Source organism: Prescottella defluvii, from assembly GCF_000738775.1.
Taxonomy (GTDB): Bacteria; Actinomycetota; Actinomycetes; order Mycobacteriales; family Mycobacteriaceae; genus Prescottella; species Prescottella defluvii.
Window position 1 is genome coordinate 23894 of record NZ_JPOC01000064.1, and the last position, 20137, is coordinate 44030.

General features: G+C 69.8%; 18 protein-coding genes. 15 read left to right on the plus strand and 3 right to left on the minus strand.

From position 1 onward, the window contains the following. Positions 1-5: 5 nt before the first annotated feature. Positions 6-1529, minus strand: a complete 1524-nt coding sequence (locus IJ15_RS0120530; RefSeq protein ID WP_051919307.1) for an AMP-binding protein — start codon at positions 1527-1529, stop codon at positions 6-8. Positions 1530-1587: 58 nt separating this feature from the next. Further along, the gene (ypfJ, locus tag IJ15_RS0120535) at positions 1588-2526 is read right to left on the minus strand and encodes a KPN_02809 family neutral zinc metallopeptidase (RefSeq protein ID WP_031940218.1); all 939 of its coding nucleotides are present in this window, start codon (positions 2524-2526) and stop codon (positions 1588-1590) included. A 168-nt stretch (positions 2527-2694) separates the two neighbouring features. Between ypfJ and aspS the strand changes: the two genes are divergently transcribed. The 14 genes from aspS (at position 2695) to aroQ (ending at position 18094) form a co-directional block, all read left to right on the plus strand. Further along, positions 2695-4476 carry an aspartate--tRNA ligase gene (gene aspS, locus IJ15_RS0120540; protein WP_031940219.1) on the plus strand — a complete coding sequence of 594 codons (1782 nt, stop codon included), beginning with the start codon at positions 2695-2697 and terminating at the stop codon, positions 4474-4476. Between the two features lie 194 nt (positions 4477-4670). Then, a complete protein-coding gene (locus IJ15_RS0120545; protein ID WP_031940220.1) occupies positions 4671-5846 on the plus strand; it encodes a phosphotransferase family protein in 1176 nt (391 codons plus the stop codon). A gap of 74 nt (positions 5847-5920) precedes the next feature. Continuing rightward, positions 5921-6601, plus strand: a complete 681-nt coding sequence (locus IJ15_RS0120550; RefSeq protein WP_156112172.1) for a PIG-L deacetylase family protein — start codon at positions 5921-5923, stop codon at positions 6599-6601. Positions 6602-6697: 96 nt separating this feature from the next. Next, entirely contained in the window at positions 6698-6856 is a 159-nt protein-coding gene (locus tag IJ15_RS26490; protein ID WP_197059876.1) for a hypothetical protein, read from the plus strand. A 44-nt stretch (positions 6857-6900) separates the two neighbouring features. Beyond that, a complete protein-coding gene (locus tag IJ15_RS0120560; protein ID WP_031940222.1) occupies positions 6901-8316 on the plus strand; it encodes a replication-associated recombination protein A in 1416 nt (471 codons plus the stop codon). Positions 8317-8495: 179 nt separating this feature from the next. Next, positions 8496-11168, plus strand: coding sequence for an alanine--tRNA ligase (alaS, locus tag IJ15_RS0120565; protein WP_031940223.1), 2673 nt, complete (start codon positions 8496-8498; stop codon positions 11166-11168). Between the two features lie 62 nt (positions 11169-11230). Further along, positions 11231-11755 carry a Holliday junction resolvase RuvX gene (gene ruvX, locus IJ15_RS0120570; protein WP_031940224.1) on the plus strand — a complete coding sequence of 175 codons (525 nt, stop codon included), beginning with the start codon at positions 11231-11233 and terminating at the stop codon, positions 11753-11755. Beyond that, positions 11752-13215: an endolytic transglycosylase MltG gene (gene mltG / locus IJ15_RS0120575; protein ID WP_031940225.1), complete on the plus strand. Its 1464-nt coding sequence runs from the start codon at positions 11752-11754 to the stop codon at positions 13213-13215. The genes ruvX and mltG overlap by 4 nt, the downstream gene beginning before the upstream one ends. 5 nt (positions 13216-13220) lie before the next feature. Continuing rightward, positions 13221-14036: a shikimate dehydrogenase gene (locus IJ15_RS0120580; RefSeq protein WP_197059877.1), complete on the plus strand. Its 816-nt coding sequence runs from the start codon at positions 13221-13223 to the stop codon at positions 14034-14036. Between the two features lie 115 nt (positions 14037-14151). Further along, complete coding sequence (locus IJ15_RS0120585; protein WP_031940227.1) at positions 14152-14733, plus strand: prepilin peptidase; 582 nt, start codon at positions 14152-14154, stop codon at positions 14731-14733. Positions 14734-14793: 60 nt separating this feature from the next. Continuing rightward, on the plus strand, positions 14794-15981 hold the full coding sequence (aroC, locus tag IJ15_RS0120590) for a chorismate synthase (protein ID WP_031940228.1): 1188 nt from the start codon (positions 14794-14796) through the stop codon (positions 15979-15981). Positions 15982-15985: 4 nt separating this feature from the next. Further along, the gene (locus IJ15_RS0120595; protein ID WP_031940229.1) at positions 15986-16555 is read left to right on the plus strand and encodes a shikimate kinase; all 570 of its coding nucleotides are present in this window, start codon (positions 15986-15988) and stop codon (positions 16553-16555) included. Between the two features lie 4 nt (positions 16556-16559). Beyond that, on the plus strand, positions 16560-17669 hold the full coding sequence (aroB, locus tag IJ15_RS0120600) for a 3-dehydroquinate synthase (protein ID WP_031940230.1): 1110 nt from the start codon (positions 16560-16562) through the stop codon (positions 17667-17669). After that, positions 17666-18094 (plus strand): type II 3-dehydroquinate dehydratase, encoded by a 429-nt coding sequence (gene aroQ / locus IJ15_RS0120605; protein WP_031940231.1) that lies wholly within the window; start codon positions 17666-17668, stop codon positions 18092-18094. Before aroB ends, aroQ begins: the two co-directional genes overlap by 4 nt. 118 nt (positions 18095-18212) lie before the next feature. Here the strand turns inward: aroQ and IJ15_RS0120610 are convergent, their stop codons facing one another. After that, positions 18213-18878, minus strand: coding sequence for a B-4DMT family transporter (locus tag IJ15_RS0120610; RefSeq protein WP_031940232.1), 666 nt, complete (start codon positions 18876-18878; stop codon positions 18213-18215). 124 nt (positions 18879-19002) lie between these two features. Here IJ15_RS0120610 and IJ15_RS0120615 point away from each other — a divergent pair, with 124 nt between their 5' ends. Then, positions 19003-20124 (plus strand): M24 family metallopeptidase, encoded by a 1122-nt coding sequence (locus IJ15_RS0120615; RefSeq protein ID WP_031940233.1) that lies wholly within the window; start codon positions 19003-19005, stop codon positions 20122-20124. The last annotated feature ends 13 nt before the right edge of the window (positions 20125-20137 follow it).

Genomic DNA, 20137 nt, shown 5'->3' on the forward strand with positions numbered 1-20137 from the left:
CGGTGTCAGTGCGCCGTCCAATACGGAGCCCGCAGGGTGCGTTTGGTGAGCTTTCCCATCGTGGTGCGCCCGAGGTCGTCGCGGAACTCGAACACGCGCGGGACCTTGTAGCCCGCGAGCGACGTGCGACAGTGCTCGACGAGATCGGCCGCCGACGGCGCCTGCCCGCGGGGGACCACCAGCGCCAGCAGGGACTCGCCCATATCGGCGTCCGGCACACCGATCACCGCGACGTCGGCGACGCCCGGGTGGGTGGCGAGCACGGTCTCGATCTCGGCGGGATAGATGTTCACGCCGCCGGAGATGATCATGTCGGTTTCACGGTCGGTGATGAACACGAAGCCCTGATCGTCGACATAGCCGACGTCACCGAGGGTGAACAGGCCGGGACGGATCAGCGCATCGGACGTCTTCTGGTCGGCATTGAGGTAGGCGACCGAACGGCCGTCGCGTTCCTCGAACGCGAGACGGCCCTCGTGCCCGGTGGGCAGTTCGCTTCCGTCGGCGCCGACCGCGACGGCCCGGATGAACGGTGGCCGCACCCGGCCGACGCTGCCCGGGCGGATCAGCCACTCGTCGCTCGTGATGCCGCACAGCGGGCCGGATTCGCTGCCCCCGTAGGAATCGAACAGCACCGGGCCGAACCAGTCGATCATCGCGCGCTTGACGTCCCGTGGACACGGGGCACCGGTGTGCGTGACGAGCCGGAGTGAACTGACGTCGTAGCGGGTGCGGACGTCGTCGGGCAGCGACAGCAGCCGGTGGAAATGTGTGGGCACCATCAGCGTGGTCGTGATGCGGTGCTGTTGGATCGTCGCGAGGACGGTCTCGGCGTCGAACCTCTCGAGGACCGTGACCGGACGTCCGGCCGCGACGAGGCGGACGCCACCGAGCGGGCCGGTGTGGTGCAGCGGGCCGACCACGAGATGTCCGGGCCACTGTGCCAGCGGCAATGCACCCATCGACCGGACGTACCGGTCGACGCTCGCGCCCGGATCGGGGCTCCCGGCGAGGCTGTTGACGCCCTTCGGCCGGCCTGTGGTCCCGGACGTGTAGCTCAGGAAGGGCATCGCCGGAACCTCGGTCGGGGGAGCGGCATCCGACGCCGCAGCCAGCCAGGCGTCCCAGTCGACGACTCTCGCGCCGTCGGACCGCCAGCCCACGACCAGCGGCACCCCGGCCGCCCGGGCCGCCTCCGCACCCACCGCCGCCGTCTCCGCGCCGACGAACAGTGCGTCGGCGCGGGAGTCCTCGAGGATGTAGGCCAGCTCCGAGGCGGTCAGGTGAGCGCTCGCCGGCACCGGCGAGCAGCCTGCGTAGATGATGCCGACGTGCGCGAGGATCGTCTCCGCCGAGTTGCGCGCGAACACCGCGACCCGACGGTCGGGGCCGACGACGTGCTCGCGCAGCGCGTTCGCGACCCGGTTCACGACCGACTCGACGTCGGACCACGACAACTCGGCGCGGCCGTCGCGCAGCGCCACCTCGTCGGGTGCGTCGAGCGCACGCTCACGGTGCACGGTCGTCACGGCGGCCTCCTTCGAACGATCTACTGCGAGTGTCGAAGACAGGCTATGCGGCGGCCTCTCATCGCAGTGCCGGGGGATTGTCCAGGCTGCGGGCCGAGTAGGTGTCGCATGCACTCACCTGACCGGTGCCGTATCCGGCCAGGAACCAGGCCTGGCGCTGGTCCGACGACCCGTGGGTCCAGCCCTCGGGGTTCACCCGTGCACCGGCGGACCGTTGGATCCGGTCGTCGCCCACCGCCGACGCGGCCGACAGCGCGTCGCGGATGTCGTTGTCGGTGAGCGGCTTCAGGAACGGCTGGGGGTCGTTCGGCCCGGGCTGGGTGGAGGCGTAGTGCGCCCAGATGCCGGCGTAGCAGTCGGCCTGGAGTTCGGTGCGCACGGCCTGCGACGTCGCGCCGCGCGGATCCTGCTGCGCCCGCCCGATGTCGCCGAGCTGGTTCTGGATGTGGTGCCCGAACTCGTGGGCCACCACGTACTCCTGCGCCAGCGGACCGGCGTTGGCGCCGAACCGGTCGACGAGGAGCTGGAAGAAGCTGGTGTCGAAGTAGGCCGTCGAATCGGCCGGGCAGTAGAATGGCCCCACGTCGCTGGTGGCGTTGCCGCACCCGGTGCTGATCGCACCGGAGAAGAGGATGACCTCCGGTGCGATGTACTTCACGCCGGTCTGTGTGGGGAGTTGGACGCCCCACACCGCGTCGAGGCTCTCCGCGGTACCCGCGACACGGCAGCCGACGTCGCGGTTCGCGTCGACACCGAACTCGCAGTTCTCGAGCGTCGCGCCGCTGACGGCGCTGGTGCCCGCGTCGTAGGGGGTGCCGGTGGCCCCGGACAGCCCGCCCAGGATCGAGCCGGGATCGCCGCCCAGGAGCAGCGCTAGGACGAGGATGATCAGGCCGCCCGCTCCGCCTCCGAGCGCGATCTTGCCGCCCCGCCTGCCGCCCCCGCCTCCGACGGAGACGCGCCCGGCGTTGATGCGGACGTCGTCGTTGAACGTCATCGCGATAGCTCCTGTCCCGAACTTCCTGTGCTGGTCGTAACAGCATTCCAGCAATCCGGGCATGCGTTTCCGAATACCCGAGGGGCCTCCGTAGGATCGCAGCAGAGAAAGACACCGTGCACGACGCACGGATCGACCATTGTGCTGGAAGTTTGTGAAAGGAATCCCGTGCTGCGCACCCACCTGGCCGGCTCGCTTCGACCCGAGCACGCTGAGCAGACCGTCACCCTCACCGGTTGGGTGGCGCGGCGTCGCGACCACGGCGGCGTGATCTTCATCGATCTCCGCGATGCGTCGGGCGTCTCCCAGGTGGTGTTCCGTGCGGGCGACGTGCTCGAGCAGGCGCACCGTCTGCGCGCCGAGTACTGCGTCAAGGTCACCGGCAAGGTCGAGGTCCGCCCCGAGGGCAACCAGAACTTCGAAATCCCCACCGGCGCCATCGAGGTCAACGCCACCGAACTCGAGGTGCTCAACGAGAGCGCCCCGCTGCCGTTCCAGCTCGACGATCAGGCCGGTGAGGAGGCGCGGCTCAAGTACCGCTACCTCGACCTGCGCCGGGAGGGCCCGGGCCACGCGATCCGGTTGCGCTCCAAGGCCAATGCCGCGGCCCGCTCCGTGCTGGCGCACCACGAGTTCGTCGAGGTGGAGACCCCGACGCTGACGCGGTCGACGCCCGAGGGGGCCCGCGACTTCCTGGTGCCCGCCCGCCTGCAGCCCGGCAACTTCTACGCCCTCCCGCAGAGCCCGCAGCTGTTCAAGCAGTTGCTCATGGTCGGCGGCATCGAGCGGTACTACCAGATCGCCCGCTGCTACCGGGACGAGGACTTCCGCGCGGACCGTCAGCCGGAGTTCACGCAGCTCGACATCGAGATGAGCTTCGTGACCCAGGAGGATGTCATCCTGCTGGCCGAGGAGATCCTGCACGCGGTGTGGAAGCTCATCGGACACGAGATCACCACGCCGATCGCACGCATGACGTACGCCGAGGCGATGCGCCGCTTCGGTTCCGACAAGCCCGATCTGCGTTTCGACATCGAGCTCGTCGAGTGCATGGACTTCTTCAAGGACACCACGTTCCGCGTCTTCCAGGCGGAGTACGTCGGCGCGGTCGTCATGCCCGGCGGTGCGAGCCAGCCGCGTAAGCAGCTCGACGCCTGGCAGGAGTGGGCCAAGCAGCGTGGCGCCAAGGGCCTGGCGTATGTGCTGGTCGGCGAGGACGGCACCCTCGGTGGCCCGGTTGCCAAGAACCTCACCGACGCCGAGCGCGAGGGCCTGGCCGCGCACGTCGGCGCGAAGCCCGGTGACTGCATCTTCTTCGCGGCCGGCGCCACCAAGCCGATGCGCGCACTGCTCGGGGCGGCCCGCGGCGAGATCGCCCGCAAGCAGGACCTCATCGACCCGGACGCCTGGGCCTTCGTGTGGATCATGGACGCCCCGATGTTCGAGCCCACCGCCGATGCGACCGCCAGCGGCGACGTCGCCCTCGGCTACAGCGCCTGGACCGCGGTGCACCACGCGTTCACCTCGCCCAAGCCGGAGTCGATCGACACGTTCGATACCGATCCCGGTTCGGCGCTCGCCTACGCCTACGACATCGTCTGCAACGGCAACGAGATCGGCGGCGGCAGCATCCGCATCCACCGCAAGGACATCCAGGAACGCGTCTTCAAGGTGATGGGCATCTCTCACGAGGAGGCGGAGGAGAAGTTCGGCTTCCTGCTCGACGCCTTCGCGTTCGGTGCCCCGCCGCACGGCGGCATCGCGTTCGGCTGGGACCGCATCACCGCGCTCCTCGCCGGCGTCGACTCGATCCGTGAGGTCATTGCGTTCCCGAAGTCCGGTGGCGGCGTGGATCCGCTGACCGACGCTCCGGCGGCGATCACCGAGTTGCAGCGTAAGGAGTCCGGAATCGACTTCAAGCCGGAGCCGGAAGCCTCCGAGGCGAAGTAGTCCCGAACCGGAGCCCCGCGTCACGCATCTCGTCGTGGCGCGGGGCTCCGTCGTCGCACGGCATCTGCCGGCATCCGCGAAGCGGCCGTGACCGACCTGTGACCCGGCATTTGTCCAGGTCGGCGAGATGCGGGCGGCGGGGCGGGCGTCGATTGTCGGGCCGTGAGCGGCCGCGCCGGGTAAGTTGGTGCTCGATGACCGCAATATTGGCGGAACCCCTCTCCGAGGTAGTTGCCGCAGCCGAGAAGTTGCTCGCTCGTCGGACCGGGGCACCGGTCCGGCTCGTCGACCCCGTCGATCTCGGGGGGAGCGGCCGCACCGTCGTCCTGCGTGTCCGGGTCGCCGAGAATCCGTTCTCGCTGCCTCGGACGCTGGTGATCAAGCAGGTCCGTGAGACGTCACGCAAGACGGACTCCCAGCGGATCGAGTTCGAGGGCACCGCCGACACCACCACGGTCGACGTCGCGTTTCTCCGTGAGGCCGTCTCCTACCAGTTCGCGACGGCACTCGCGACCGAGAGTCGACCGGGCGCGGAACTGCTGGCCTACGACTTCGAGACCCGGCTGCTGGTCCTGGGTGATCTCGGTGACTCCACGCCGTTCGCCACGCTGCTCAAGAACGCCGATCCGGACACCGTCACGAACTCGCTGATGGCGATGGCGCAGGCGTTGGGCCGGATGCACGCGGCGACCGTCGGACGCGAGGAGGACTTCACCGCGCTCCTGCGGCGCGCGGAGGTGGCGCACTGCGGCGACGTGGTCGCCGAGCAGGCCGCCGCCTCGCTCGAGGTGGTTCCGGCGTTGCTCGCCGAGCATCTCGACATCGACGTGCCGCCGGAGGTGCTCGCGATCGCCGAGCGCGCCGGCAGGCTCTTCGGCGGTGGACGTTTCCGCGCGTTCAGCCCGTCCGATCTGTGCCCGGACAACATCATCGTCAACGACGAGGGTGTCCGGTTCCTGGACTACGAGTGGGGCGGGTTCCGGGACGCGACGCTCGATCTCGCGTACGCGCTGGTGTCGTTCCCTGCGTGCCTGTGCAGCATCGAGCTGTCGTACGAGCGGGCCAGCGCGATGACCGAGGCGTGGCGCGCCGAGGTCGTCGGGATGTGGCCGGTGCTCGCGGACGACGACTTCCTCACCGAACGTGTGCTCGACGCGCAGCTCGTGTGGGTGTGGCTCAGCACCTTCCTGTTCCTGCCCGAGGACTACACCCGGATCGCTGCGGTGCGCGACCATCAGCTGTCGGCGCCGCGTGTGGAGGCTCTGACGGCGCGGTGGGACGGTCTGGCCCGGTTCGCGGAGCGGTCCGGGCACGGCGTCATCGCCGAACACGCCGGTCTCGTGGCAAGCCGGTTGCACGAGCGAATCTGACTTCTCGGTCGTTTCTCCGCACCGGCGCGATCGCCCGGTGAGGGCCGACCCGGGACGGTGAGGGGGCGGTCGGTTTGGAGCATGCGGTTCCACAGTTCACGTGGGATGAGGTGGCCGGGTGGGGGCCCGCGCTCGTGGTGGTGGCCCACCCGGACGACGAGAGTTTCGGCCTGGGTGCGGTGCTGGCGGCGCTGACCGCGGCCGGGGGCGACGTCCGGGTGCTCTGCCTGACGCACGGTGAGGCGAGCACACTGGGTGCATCGGCCGACCTGGGTGCGGTGCGCCGTGCGGAACTGGCCGCGGCAGCGCGGGAGTTGGGCATCGGCGACGTCGTGCTCCACGACTTTCCCGACGGTGGACTCTCTGGCGAGGATCCGGCCGTGCTCGACGCCGTGGTGTCCGACGCCCTGGGTGCGGCGGTCACGCTGATCGTGTTCGAGGCCGGCGGCGTCACCGGTCATCCGGATCACCGCGCCGCAACCGCGGCGGCCGTTCGTGTCGCCGGGGCGCGGGGGTTGCACGTGCTCGAGTGGGGCGTCGCTCCGGCGGTGGCCGACGCGTTGAACGTAGAGTTCGCGGCGGGTTTCGTCGCATTGGTCGGTGACGGCGCGGTGGACGTCGACGTCGACCGCTCGCGGCAGTTCGCGGCGATCGCCCGCCACGCGAGCCAGTCCACCGACAACCCCGTGCTGATTCGTCGACTCGAGCTTGCCGGACCGGTCGACCGCGTACGTCTGCGCCGCACAGAGCGCTGATCCAGGAGAACCGAGTGTGGGGATCGGCACATTGAACTGAATACCCCAGGGGGTATCGTGGGTGGCACCTTTCAACCACGTTCGAGGAGATCCATCGTGTGCTACGCCGTCACCTGCCAGACCTGCAACAAGACCACCTGGGGAGGCTGTGGCCAGCACGTCGACAGCGTCATGCGCACGGTGTCCGCCTCCCAGCGGTGCAAGTGCGAGAAGCCGGCGAAGCCGGGGTTCTTCAAGTCGCTGTTCGGGCGCTGACCACGGCGGCCGGCGCCGCGGGCGACGGCTAGTAGCGTCGAGGCGTGACTGATTTCTTCGGCGACACCGACATGGCGGGTGACGGGGCGGGCCTGTTCGAGGCTCCGGCGGCCGAACCCGACCCGGAGTCGCAGCCGCTCACGTCGACGTCGCGGCAGGCCGGGCCGTCGCATCCGGGGGCGCCGTTGGCGGTCCGGATGCGTCCGGCCGCACTGTCGGAGGTGGTCGGTCAACAGCACCTGCTCGGTCCCGGAGCGCCCCTGCGGCGTCTCGTGGAGGGCTCCGGCGCCTCGTCGGTCCTGCTGTACGGGCCGCCGGGAACCGGCAAGACCACCCTCGCTTCGCTGATCTCCGGCGCGACCGGACGCAAGTTCGAGGCACTGTCCGCGCTGTCCGCCGGCGTCAAGGAGGTGCGCGGCGTCATCGAACTGGCCCGCCGGCGCCTGCTGCAGGGCGAGCAGACGGTCCTGTTCATCGACGAGGTCCACCGCTTCTCCAAGACGCAGCAGGATGCGTTGCTGGCGGCCGTGGAGAACCGGATCGTGCTCCTCGTGGCCGCGACCACCGAGAATCCGTCGTTCTCGGTGGTGTCGCCGCTGCTGTCGCGCTCGCTGGTACTGCAACTGCAGTCGTTGACCTCCGACGACATCCGCGTCGTCATCGAGCGTGCCCGCGCCGACGAACGCGGGCTCGGCGGGTCCGTCGATCTCACCGACGACGCCCTGGAGCATCTGGTCCGGCTCGCTGCGGGCGACGCGCGCCGGGCGCTGACCGCGCTCGAGGCCGCCGCCGGCACCGCCCTCGACCGGACCGACGACCGTCCCGCGGTCGTGGACCTCGAGACGGTCGAGTCCAGCGTCGACAAGGCCGCGGTGCGCTACGACCGCGACGGCGACCAGCACTACGACGTGATCAGTGCCTTCATCAAGTCGATCCGCGGATCCGATGTCGATGCCGCATTGCACTACCTGGCCCGGATGATCACGGCAGGGGAGGACCCGCGGTTCATCGCGCGGCGGCTCGTGGTCCACGCGAGCGAGGACATCGGGATGGCCGATCCGACCGCCCTGCAGACCGCGACGGCGGCCGCGCAGGCGGTGCAGTTGATCGGGATGCCCGAGGCTCGACTGGCCCTCGCGCAGGCCACCATCCACCTCGCGACCGCGCCGAAGTCGGGCGCGGTCATCGCCGCGCTGGGCGCCGCGATGACCGACGTCGCGGCCGGGAAGTCCGGCCTGGTCCCACCGCACCTGCGGGACGGCCACTACGCCGGTGCGGCGCAGCTCGGCAACGCCGTCGGCTACCGGTACCCGCACGATCACCAGGACGGTGTCCTGCCCCAGCAGTACCCACCGGACGAGCTGGTCGGCGTCGACTACTACGAACCCACCACACACGGCGCGGAGCGGGAGATCGCCGGACGGGTCGGCAAGCTTCGCCGGATCGTGCGCGGACGCTGACGGCCGTCCGGCGCGTGTCTCCCGTCACGGTGGCGGTGGGATCCTGCGGGCCGTCACGTGCGCCGAAGAATCGATTGGCCCGGGGCGTTAAGCTTGCCAATGGCCGATTCGCATCTCGGAGGCGACCACGGCTGCCGAACACAGTGACATTCGACGGACATATGTAAGGACGAATACAGGTGCAGACCCACGAGATCCGTAGGCGCTTCCTCGACCACTTCGTCAAGGCGGGCCACACCGAGGTGCCCAGTGCCTCGCTGATCTTCGACGATCCGAACCTGCTGTTCGTCAACGCCGGCATGGTGCAGTTCAAGCCGTTCTTCCTCGGCCAGCAGACCCCGCCGTACGACACCGCGACCAGCGTGCAGAAGTGCGTGCGCACCGGTGACATCGAGAACGTCGGCGTCACCACCCGGCACAACACGTTCTTCCAGATGGCCGGCAACTTCAGCTTCGGCGACTACTTCAAGGAAGGTGCGATCACCCTCGCCTGGGAGCTGATCACGAAGCCGCAGGAGGAGGGCGGATACGGCTTCGATCCCGAGCGTATCTGGGTGACCGCGTACAACCAGGATCCGGAGGCGGCCGAGATCTGGCGGCGCGTAGCCGGGATGCCCGACGAGCGGATCCAGTTCCGCGACGGCGAGGACAACTACTGGGATATGGGTGTGCCGGGTCCGGGTGGGCCGTGCTCGGAGATCTACTACGACCGTGGACCTGAATACGGCAAAGAGGGCGGGCCCGTCGTCGACGAGGACCGCTACATCGAGATCTGGAACCTGGTCTTCATGCAGGACGTGCGGGGTGAGCTCAGCCCGAAGAAGGGGTACCCCCCGGTCGGTGTGCTGCCGAAGAAGAACATCGACACCGGTATGGGCGTCGAGCGCGTCGCGTTCCTGCTGCAGGGCGTCGACAACGTGTACGAGACGGACCTGGTCCGCCCCGTGATCACCAAGGCTGAGGAACTGTCCGGCCGCGCCTACGGAACCGACCACGAGGCCGACGTCCGCTTCCGCGTCATCGCCGACCACGCGCGTACCGCCGTGATGCTGATCGCGGACGGCGTCAACCCCGGCAACGAGGGCCGGGGCTACGTGCTGCGCCGCCTGCTGCGCCGCATCATCCGCTCGGCGAAGCTGCTCGGTGCGGAGAAGCCGTGCATGCGCGAGTTCGTCACCGTCGTGCGCGACACCATGGTGCCGTCGTACCCGGAGCTGGCCACCGACTTCGATCGCATCGTCGGTGTGGCGGTGGGCGAGGAGACCGCGTTCCTGCGCACCATCGCCGCCGGCTCGAAGATGTTCGAGGCGGAGGCCGACGAGGTCAAGTCCGCCGGCAAGAAGGTCTTCGGCGGCAACGAGGCGTTCGTCCTGCACGACACCTACGGCTTCCCCATCGACCTGACGCTGGAGATGGCGGCCGAGGCGGGCCTGAGCGTCGACGAGGCCGGTTTCCGCTCGCTGATGGCCGAGCAGCGCAAGCGCGCCAAGGAGGACGCGCAGTCGCGCAAGCACGCGCACGCCGACCTGACGGTCTACAAGGAACTCGTCGACCGCGGTCCCACCGAGTTCACCGGCTTCAACGAGTTGGTGTCCGAGGCGCACGTGCTCGCACTCATCTCGAACGGCGTCCGGGTGCCCACAGCGACGGCCGGGCAGGACGTCGAGGTCATTCTGGACCGCAGCCCGCTGTACGCGGAGGCCGGCGGCCAGATCGCCGACATCGGCACGATCAGCGCGACGGGCCTGCGGGTGCAGGTCAACGACGTGCAGAAGATCGCCAAGAAGGTGTGGGTGCACAAGGTCACCGTCAAGGAAGGCCAGATCACCGAGGGTGACGTCGTCCTCGCACAGGTCGACCCCGAGTGGCGCAAGGGCGCGACGCAGGGCCACTCCGGCACCCACATGGTGCACGCGGCGCTGCGACAGGTGCTGGGCCCCAACGCCGTTCAGGCCGGCTCGCTCAACAAGCCGGGCTACCTGCGCTTCGACTTCAACTGGCAGGGCCAGCTGTCGGAGTCGCAGAAGCAGGAGATCGAGGTCGTCACCAACGAGGCCGTCGCCGCCAACCACTCGGTGAACACCTTCGTCACCGATCTGGATCGGGCGAAGCAGATGGGCGCGATGGCGCTGTTCGGCGAGAACTACGGCGACGAGGTCCGGGTCGTGGAGATCGGTGGACCGTTCTCGATGGAACTGTGCGGCGGCACGCACGTTCAGACGTCCGCGCAGATCGGTCCGGTCACGCTGCTCGGCGAGTCCTCCGTCGGCTCCGGTGTCCGCCGTGTCGAGGCGTTCGTCGGACTCGACTCGTACCGCTACCTGGCGAAGGAACGCGCACTGCTCGCCGGTGTCGCGTCGTCGCTGAAGGTGCCGTCCGAGGAGGTCCCGGCCCGCGTCGAGGCCCTCGTCGAGCGTCTCAAGGCCGCCGAGAAGGAACTCGAGGCCACCAAGGCGGCCGCGGTGCTCGCGTCCGCGGGCACGTTCGTCGACAAGGCCCACCGCATCGGTGAGGTGCTGCTCGTCGCCGAGCAGGCGCCCGACGGCGTCTCCGGCAACGACCTGCGCGGTCTCGTCACCGACATCCGTGGCCGTTTCGGCACGCAGCCCGCCGTGGTGGTGCTGCTCGGCAACGCCGACGGCAAGGTGCCGTTCGTCGTCGCCGCCACCAAGGCCGCCCAGGACCTCGGCATCAAGGCCGGCGAACTGGTGTCGAGCTTCGGCCCGCAGATCGGTGGCCGGGGCGGCGGCAAGGCCGACATGGCGCAGGGCTCCGGCTCCGACGTCTCCGGCATCGCCGCGGCGCTCGAGGGCGTGCGGGGCCGGGTCGCCGAGCTGGCAGGAAACTCCTAGCGGTGCCTCCGGCAGAGTCGGGTCCCGACCGTCCCGCACCGTCGGGCCCCGGCCGTCCTGCCCTGTCGGGTCCCGACCACCCCGGGAAGGATGATCCCGGGCGGGGTCGCCGGATCGCCGTCGACGTCGGCAGTGTGCGGATCGGGGTCGCGTCGTGCGATCCGGACTGCATCCTCGCGACACCGGTGGAAACCGTTCCGCGGTCCAAGGAGAAGGGGCCCGACGCGCCGGACATCCGGCGGATTATCGCGCTTGTCGAGGAGTACGAGGCCGTCGAGGTTATCGTCGGTCTGCCGCAGACGCTGCGCGGTGAGCGTGGCAAGGCGGCGGAGATCGCGTCTGCCTTCGCCCGCCGCCTGCAGCGCGGCATCGAACCGATCCCGGTGCGGATGGCCGACGAGCGACTCACCACGGTCACCGCGTCCCGGGCACTGCGCGAGAGCGGTGTCCGGGCGAAGGGACAGCGACCGATGATCGATCAGGCCGCGGCGGTGGCGATCTTGCAGGGATGGTTGGACGAGCGGAGTGCAGCGGTGAACGTAACGGACCCGGACGGTAGCGGCCGACCCACGGAGGACGGATCGTGAACGATCATCGGCAGCCGGGGCGTCCCGAGTTCGAGTCGGCTCCCGGCTACGACGATCACCGCTACACCGACGGGTATCAGGGCGATCCCCGTCAGGACTCCTATTCCGAATCCGGTTACGGCACCGGCGGTGCGTACGGCGACGATGCCGACGGCTACGACCCGCACCGCGGCTACCCGACCGGCCAGAACTACGGGTACGAACCCGAATTCGACCGATACGCGTACGACGACGATTCCCGGCGAGCGCTGCCGACCGCGGTCGGTGCGCCGACTCAGAGCCGCGGCGAGATTCGGCGGGAGCGCGCGGCCGCGCGGCGCAAGCGGCGCGGCCGTGTCATCGGCGTCCTCGCCGGCGCCGTCCTGCTGGGTGGCATGGGCGCCGCAGCCTTCGCCGCCTACGACAAGCTCAGCGGCAGCGACTACGCGGACTACGCCGGACCTGCGGGACCCGAGGTGGTCGTGCAGGTCCACTCCGGCGACACGGCCGGCGAGATCGCAACGGCGATGGCCGACAAGGACGTGGTCGCGAGCACGACCGCGTTCTACCAGGCGGCGCTGCGCAACGACGCCATGAGTTCGGTGCAGCCGGGCTTCTACGCGGTCTCCACGAAGATCTCGGGCGCCGACGCGGTGGCCGCGCTGGTGTCGCCGACCGCGCGCGTCGGGCAGACGGTGATCTCGGAGGGGCGTCAGCTCCATGACACCCGTGACGTGCAGACCGGTGCGATCAAGAAGGGCATCTACACGCTGATCTCGGAGGCCAGCTGTGTCGGGCCGGTCGAGGCACCGACGTGCGTCGGCTACGACGACCTCAACACCGCCGGTGCGGGCTCGGACCTGGCCGCTCTGGGCGTCCCGGACTGGGCACGCAAGCAGGTGTCGAACGTCCCGGACCGTGACCGCCAGCTCGAAGGCCTGATCGCCGCCGGCAGCTGGGACTTCGATCCCACCGCGTCGCCCGTCGAGATTCTCCGGCACCTGGTCGGTTCGAGCGCGGAGATCTACGAATCGACCGGTATCGAGACCGCCGGTGTCAATGTCGGCCTCGACCCGTATCAGATGCTGATCGTGGCGTCCCTGGTCGAACGCGAGGCGCTGCCCGCGGACTTCGACAAGGTCGCCCGTGTCGTGCTCAACCGGCTCGCGGTGAACCAGCCGCTGCAGTTCGATTCCACCGTCAACTACGCGCTCGACGAGACCGAGGTCGCGACGACCGACGCCGACCGTGCTCGCGTGACGCCGTGGAACACCTACGCCAGCCCGGGACTGCCGGCCACACCGATCTCGTCGCCGAGCATCAATGCTCTTCGCGCGGTGGAGAATCCGGCACCCGGCGACTACTTGTACTTCGTGACGATCGACAAGAAGGGCACCACGCTGTTCACCCGGAGCTACGACGAGCACCTCGCGAACATCGGGTTGGCGCTGCAGAGCGGCATCCTCGACAGTGGAAGGTGATCGGCGTGACACCACGTAAGGCAGCCGTTCTCGGCAGCCCGATCTCGCATTCGAAGTCCCCGGACCTGCACCTGGCCGCGTACCGCGCGCTGGGATTGACGGACTGGACGTACGAGCGCATCGAATGCACCGGCGACCAGTTGCCCGGGCTCGTCGCGGACCTGGGCCCCGAATGGGTGGGGCTGTCGGTGACGATGCCCGGCAAGGTCGCCGCCCTCGAATTCGCGACCGAGCGCACCGAGCGAGCGGTCACGATCGGCTCCGCGAACACCCTCGTCCGTCTCGACGACGGCTGGCGCGCCGACTGCACCGACGTCGACGGGGTCCGCGGCGCCCTCGTCGAGGGTGGCATCGGCGATCTGACCGGCTCCTCCGCGGTGGTCGTCGGTGCCGGTGGCACCGCGCGTCCTGCGCTCGTCGCACTCGCCGACCTGGGGGTGCGGTCGGTGACCGTCGTCGCGCGGGACGCCGAGCGCGCCCGCGCCACCCTGTACTGCGCCGAGGCCGTCGGACTCGACGTGCGGCACCTGACGTTCGACGACGGCGAACTGGCGGATGTGTGCGGTGCGTCGGCCGCGTTGGTCAGCACCGTTCCCGCGGCCGCCGCGGCACCGTTCGCCGACGCGATCGGGCGGGCCCCTTTCGTGCTCGACGCCATCTACGATCCGTGGCCCACGCCGCTCGCGGTCGCGGTCGAACGTGCCGGTGGCGTCGTCGTCGGCGGTCTGGCGATGCTGCTCAACCAGGCCTACGGGCAGGTCGAGCAGTTCACCGGGATGCCCGCGCCCCGCGAGGCGATGGCGGCGGCACTGCCGCGCTGAGTCCGGGCCCGGTCGCGGGGTCCGGGTTGTCCACAGCCACCCGCGTATCCACAGGTTTGTTCGTGACCCCCGATTCGCGGGGTATGCAGCCCCCGCCGCACCGCATGCTCTCGGTATGTGGTGGATCGGTGTGGTGGGCGCGTCGGCGGGTGTGATCGCGGGTGTCGGATCCCGGCATGTCGTGGCGCGGTTCGCGCGGGAGTCCCAGATGCCGCCGGGCTGGTGCGAGGGTGCGTGCGCACTCGGCTTCGGCATGCTCGCCGTGCGGTTCGGTCCCACCCCGGCCCTGGCGGCGGCGCTGCTGTTCGCGTGGTGGATGGTCACGGCCGGTGTCGTCGACCTGCGGGTGCATCGCCTGCCCAACCTCCTGACCCTGCCCGGCACGGTGGCGATCGTGGGCTTCGCGGCAGCGACGGGGCAGTGGCGGCCCGCCGTCGTCGGCGGCGCGATGCTGTCGGGGTTGTACCTGCTGCTGCACGTGACCGCGCCCGCGGCGATGGGGGCCGGGGACGTGAAACTGGCGCTCGGTCTGGGTGCCGCGGCGAGCCTGGGTGGAGCCCAGGTGTGGCTCGCGGCCGCCGCGCTCGCCCCCGTCCTCACCGCCGTGGCGGGCGTGGCCCGGGGGCGAGCGGGCGGCGTGATCGCCCACGGCCCGTCGATGTGCGCGGCGACCGCGTTGGCGATGTGGCCGCTGTGACAGGAGCGGCGGACGGCCCACTGTCGTACCGGCCGCCGTGCTCGTGGAAGGATGCTGGGTGTGTTGCGCTGGATAACTGCTGGAGAGTCCCATGGTCCCGCCCTCGTTGCCATGCTCGAGGGGATGGTTGCCGGCGTCGAGGTGACGTCCGACGACATCGCGGCGCAGCTTGCGCGCCGTCGCCTCGGCTACGGCCGTGGCGCCCGCATGAAATTCGAGGCCGACAAGGTCACGATCATCGGAGGCGTGCGGCACGGTCGCACGCTCGGTGGTCCGATCGCGGTCGAGGTCGGGAACACCGAGTGGCCCAAGTGGGAGACCATCATGTCCGCCGACCCGGTGGACGAGGCGGAACTCGCCGGTCAGGCCCGTAACGCGCCGCTGACCCGTCCGCGCCCCGGCCATGCCGACTACTCGGGGATGCTCAAGTACGGCTTCGACGACGCCCGCCCCGTCCTCGAGCGCGCCAGCGCCCGGGAGACCGCGGCCCGCGTCGCGGCCGGCACCGTGGCCCGCCAGTTCCTGCGTCAGCTGTTCGGCGTCGAGGTCGTCTCCCACGTCATCTCGATCGGCGCGTCCGACCCCTACGTCGGCCCCGGTCCCGCCGCCGACGCTCTCGACGCCATCGACGCGAGCCCGGTGCGGGCATTCGGACAAGAAGCAGAGTCTTCCATGATCGCAGAGATCGAAGCCGCCAAGAAGGACGGCGACACCCTCGGCGGTGTCGTCGAGGTGATCGTGCACGGTCTGCCGGTCGGCCTCGGCTCGTTCATCAGCGGCGCGGACCGCCTCGACTCCAAGCTGGCCGCCGCGCTCATGGGCATCCAGGCGATCAAGGGCGTCGAGGTCGGCGACGGCTTCGAGACCGCTCGCCGCCGCGGCAGCGCCGCACACGACGAGATGCGTCCCGGCCCCGACGGCGTCCTGCGCTCGACCAACCGCGCCGGCGGCCTCGAGGGCGGCATGACCAACGGTGAGGCCCTGCGCGTGCGTGCCGCGATGAAGCCGATCTCGACTGTCCCGCGTGCCCTGTCCACCGTCGACATGTCGACGGGCGAGGAGGCCGTGGCCATCCACCAGCGTTCGGATGTGTGCGCGGTCCCGGCCGCCGGTGTGGTGGCCGAGGCGATGGTTGCGCTCGTCGTGGCCCAGGCCGCGCTCGACAAGTTCGGTGGCGACTCCCTCGCGGAGACCCGCTCGAACTACCAGCGCTACGTCGACGGCATCGCGGCCCGTCTGTCGCGGTGATGCGATGACGCCGCGCGCCGTCCTCATCGGGCCGCCCGGCGCGGGGAAATCGACCATCGGTCGACGCCTCGCGCAGGCGCTCGATCTGGAGTTGCTCGACACCGATGCGGAGATCGAGCGCGAGACCGGCCGCACTATCCCGGAGATCTTCGAGACGGACGGGGAGCCGTTCTTCCGGGAGATCGAGGAACGGATCGTGGGGGAGGCCCTCGAGTCGCACGACGGGATCCTGTCCCTCGGCGGCGGCGCGATCCTGTCCGAACTCACCCGATCCCGGTTGGCGGGGCATACCGTGGTGTACCTGGAGATCAGTGTCGCCGAGGGGCTCAAGCGCACCGGGGCGACCACCGGACGCCCGCTGCTCAACGGCGGCGACCCCAAGGCCAAGTACCACGCCCTGATGCGTCGCCGGCGGCCGCTGTACCGGCAGGCGGCGACCATCCGGGTACGCACCGACAGCCGGAGTCCCAGCCGGGTGGTCCAGCAGTTGGTGACCAAGTTGACCGACGAGGCCGCCGCCGGCGACCGGGTTCGGGACGACACAGCAAGAGACGACACAGAAGCGGAGCAGTAGAGAAGTGACCGAACCGGTACGCGTCGAGGTGGCCACGGCCGATCCCTACCCGGTGATCATCGGGCGAGGTCTGCTCGGTGAGCTCGTCGAGGAGCTCGAGGGCACCCGCACGGTGGCCATCTTCCATCAGCCGCCGCTCGCGGAGACCGCGGAGGCCGTGCGGGCTGCGATGGCGGAGAAGGGAATCGACGCCCACCGCATCGAGATTCCCGACGCCGAGGACGGCAAGGAACTCGCGGTCGCGGGCTTCTGCTGGGAGGTGCTCGGCCGGATCGGCCTGACACGCAGCGACGCGATCGTCAGCCTCGGTGGCGGTGCCGCCACCGATCTCGCCGGGTTCGTCGCCGCGACGTGGATGCGGGGCGTGCGGATCGTGCACGTGCCCACGACCCTGCTGGCGATGGTCGATGCCGCCGTCGGCGGCAAGACCGGCATCAACACCGAGGCGGGCAAGAACCTCGTCGGTGCGTTCCACGAGCCGTCGGCGGTCCTGGTCGACCTGGCGACCCTCGAGACGGTGCCGCGCAACGAGATCGTCGCGGGCATGGCCGAGATCATCAAGACGGGGTTCATCGCCGACCCGGTGATCCTCGACCTCATCGAAGCCGATCCGGAGGCCGCGCTGGATCCCACCGGCACCGTGCTGCCCGAACTGATCCGCCGCTCCGTCGAGGTCAAGGCGTCCGTCGTGGCCGCCGACCTCAAGGAGTCGAGCCTGCGGGAGATCCTCAACTACGGGCACACCCTCGGTCACGCCGTCGAGCGTCGTGAGCGCTACCGCTGGCGTCACGGTGCCGCGGTGGCCGTCGGACTCGTCTACGCCGCGGAACTGGGTCGTCTGGCGGGCCGCCTCGACGACGCCACCGCCGACCGGCACAAGGCGATCCTCGAACTCGTCGGCCTGCCCACCACGTACGACGGGGACGCGTTCGCGGACCTGATGAAGGGCATGCAGACCGACAAGAAGAACCGCAACGGCATGCTGCGGTTCGTGGTGCTCGACGGCCTCGCCAAGCCGGGCCGGCTCGAGGGGCCGGACCCGTCGCTGCTCGTCGCCGCCTACGGCGCGATCGCGCGGGACGCGAGCCCCAGCGGCGGGGCGGTATTGCTGTGAGGGTCCAGGTCGTCAACGGACCCAACCTGGGGCGCCTGGGCAAGCGTCAGCCCGAGGTCTACGGATCGACCACGCACGCCGACCTCGTCGCGCTGTGCGAGCAGACCGCGAAGGAACTCGGGATCGAGGTCGTCGTCCGGCAGAGCGACAGCGAAGGTGAGCTGCTGGGCTGGATCCACGACGCGGCCGACGCGGGCGAGCCGGTGATCCTCAACGCGGGCGGGCTCACTCACACGTCGGTGGTGTTGCGCGACGCGTGCGCGGAGCTGACCGCCGGACTGGTGGAACTGCACATCTCCAACGTCCACGCGCGCGAGCAGTTCCGTCATCACTCGTATCTCAGCGGTGTCGCGACGGGGTCGATCGTCGGTCTGGGTGTCGCCGGATACGCGTTGGCGCTGCGGTTCCTGGCCGAACGGGACTGACACCGACCAGTCGTCGAGTGTCCCTGGGACCGGACACGACAGACCGGGCACGACAGAACGGGCCGGGGCGGATGATCCGCCCCGGCCCGTTCGTCTGTCCGTGCGACTGCGCCGTGCCCTACGTGTCGGCTCGGTGTGCCCCACCGGCGCGACCGTCCGGGTCGATGGGCGCGAACACCTCGGTGTCGGTGTTGTCGGCCGGGACGGAGCCGTGGCCGTGGCCGTCGTCGGTGTAGCCGTAGCCGGTTTCCGTGCCGTGCTCGTACGACCACTCGCTACCCGCGTAGTTTTCCGCTGCCGACTCCTCGACGTCGACATCGGCGTCGTGCGCGTAGGCCACGTCGTCCGCGGCGGCAGATCGGGACTCGCGTCCGACGAGGAACCGGCCGAGGCCGACACCGATGGTCGCGGGGATGAACACCAGCAGGATCGTGAATGCGGCGCCGGACGTCACCTCGAAGAAGAGCGAACCGTTGGTGATGGCGATGTCGAAGATCAGTCCGACGATCCACGCCGCGGCCCCCGAGAGGACGCCGGCGACGGCGGCCGCCTTGAGCCACATCATCGTCAGGTCCGCGGACTCGTCCGGATCGGCATGGGCTCGACGGTCACGGATGCCGTCGAGCACGCCCCACAGGAACGCCGCGAGGATGACGAGAATCAACGAGAACCACCTCAGGACGCTGCCCTGCTGGGGCCACTGCGTCACCGCGGCTCCCAGGAAAGTGCGCACCACGACGTGTACCAATGCCAGCCCGAGACCGCGTACGACCCACCCATTCATGGGGCATAGCGTAACCAGCAGGGTTCGGCACTTGTGTCCTAACCCACACAAACGCCCCGAAGAGGCGCCGGACACGTTCGCGGCACCCGGGGCCGTGGGTGGTCGGGAGGGTATTTTCGGGGGCATGTCGATCCACCAGGTGACAGCCACCACCGCCGCCGCGCGCCGCGACCGCCTCCGTGCTCTTCTTCGTGAGCGTGGCCTCGACGCTCTGTTGGTGACGGACCTGCTCAACATCCGCTACCTGACGGGTTTCACCGGCTCGAACGCGGCGTTGCTGGTGACTTCCGCCGACGAGCCGGACGCGGAGGATCGGACGGTCATCTGCACCGACGGTCGCTACCTGATGCAGGTGGCCGAGCAGGTGCCGGACCTGCGGGCCGAGATCGCCCGCGCGAGTGCGCCGCGACTGCTCGAACTCGCTGCCGCGTGGGGTGCCGGGGCGCTCGGATTCGAGAGTCACGTCGTGACGTTCGATCAGTACGGAGCCTGGACCGAGGCGGCCCCAGGGATTGCCTTCACGCGTGCCCCGCGGCTGGTGGAAGCGCTCCGAACCGTCAAGGACGAGGGTGAGATCGAACTCCTGCGGCGGGCGTGCCGGGCGGCCGACGACGCGCTCGCGGCGTTGATCGAGGGTGGGGGACTGCGCCCGGGCCGCACCGAGCGCGCGGTGGGACGCGAACTCGAGTCGCTCATGCTCGACCACGGCGCGGACGGCATCTCCTTCGAGACGATCGTTGCCGCCGGCCCGAACTCGGCCGTCCCGCACCATCGACCGACCGATGCCGTCCTGCGGTCCGGTGACCTGGTCAAGCTGGACTTCGGGGCGCAGATCGGCGGCTACCACTCCGACATGACCAGGACGTACGTGCTGGAGAAGGTCTCGCAGTGGCAGCGGGACCTCTACGACCTGGTCCGGGAGGCGCAGGCGGCCGGTCGGGCGGCACTGACACCGGGCGCCGAGGTCGGCGCCGTGGATGCGGCGGCCCGCTCGGTGATCGAGAGCGCAGGCTACGGCGAGTTGTTCCTGCACGGACTCGGTCACGGTGTCGGTCTCGAGATCCACGAAGCGCCCGGAATCGGCAAGCTCGGCACCGGTACACTGCTACGCGGTGCGGTGGTGACCGTCGAGCCGGGTGTGTACTTCTCCGGGCGCGGTGGCGTCAGGATCGAGGACACGCTCGTGGTTCGCGAGCAGGGGCCGGAACTCCTCACTCTCACCAGCAAAGATCTCGCAATCGTCTGAAGGAGACGCGAAA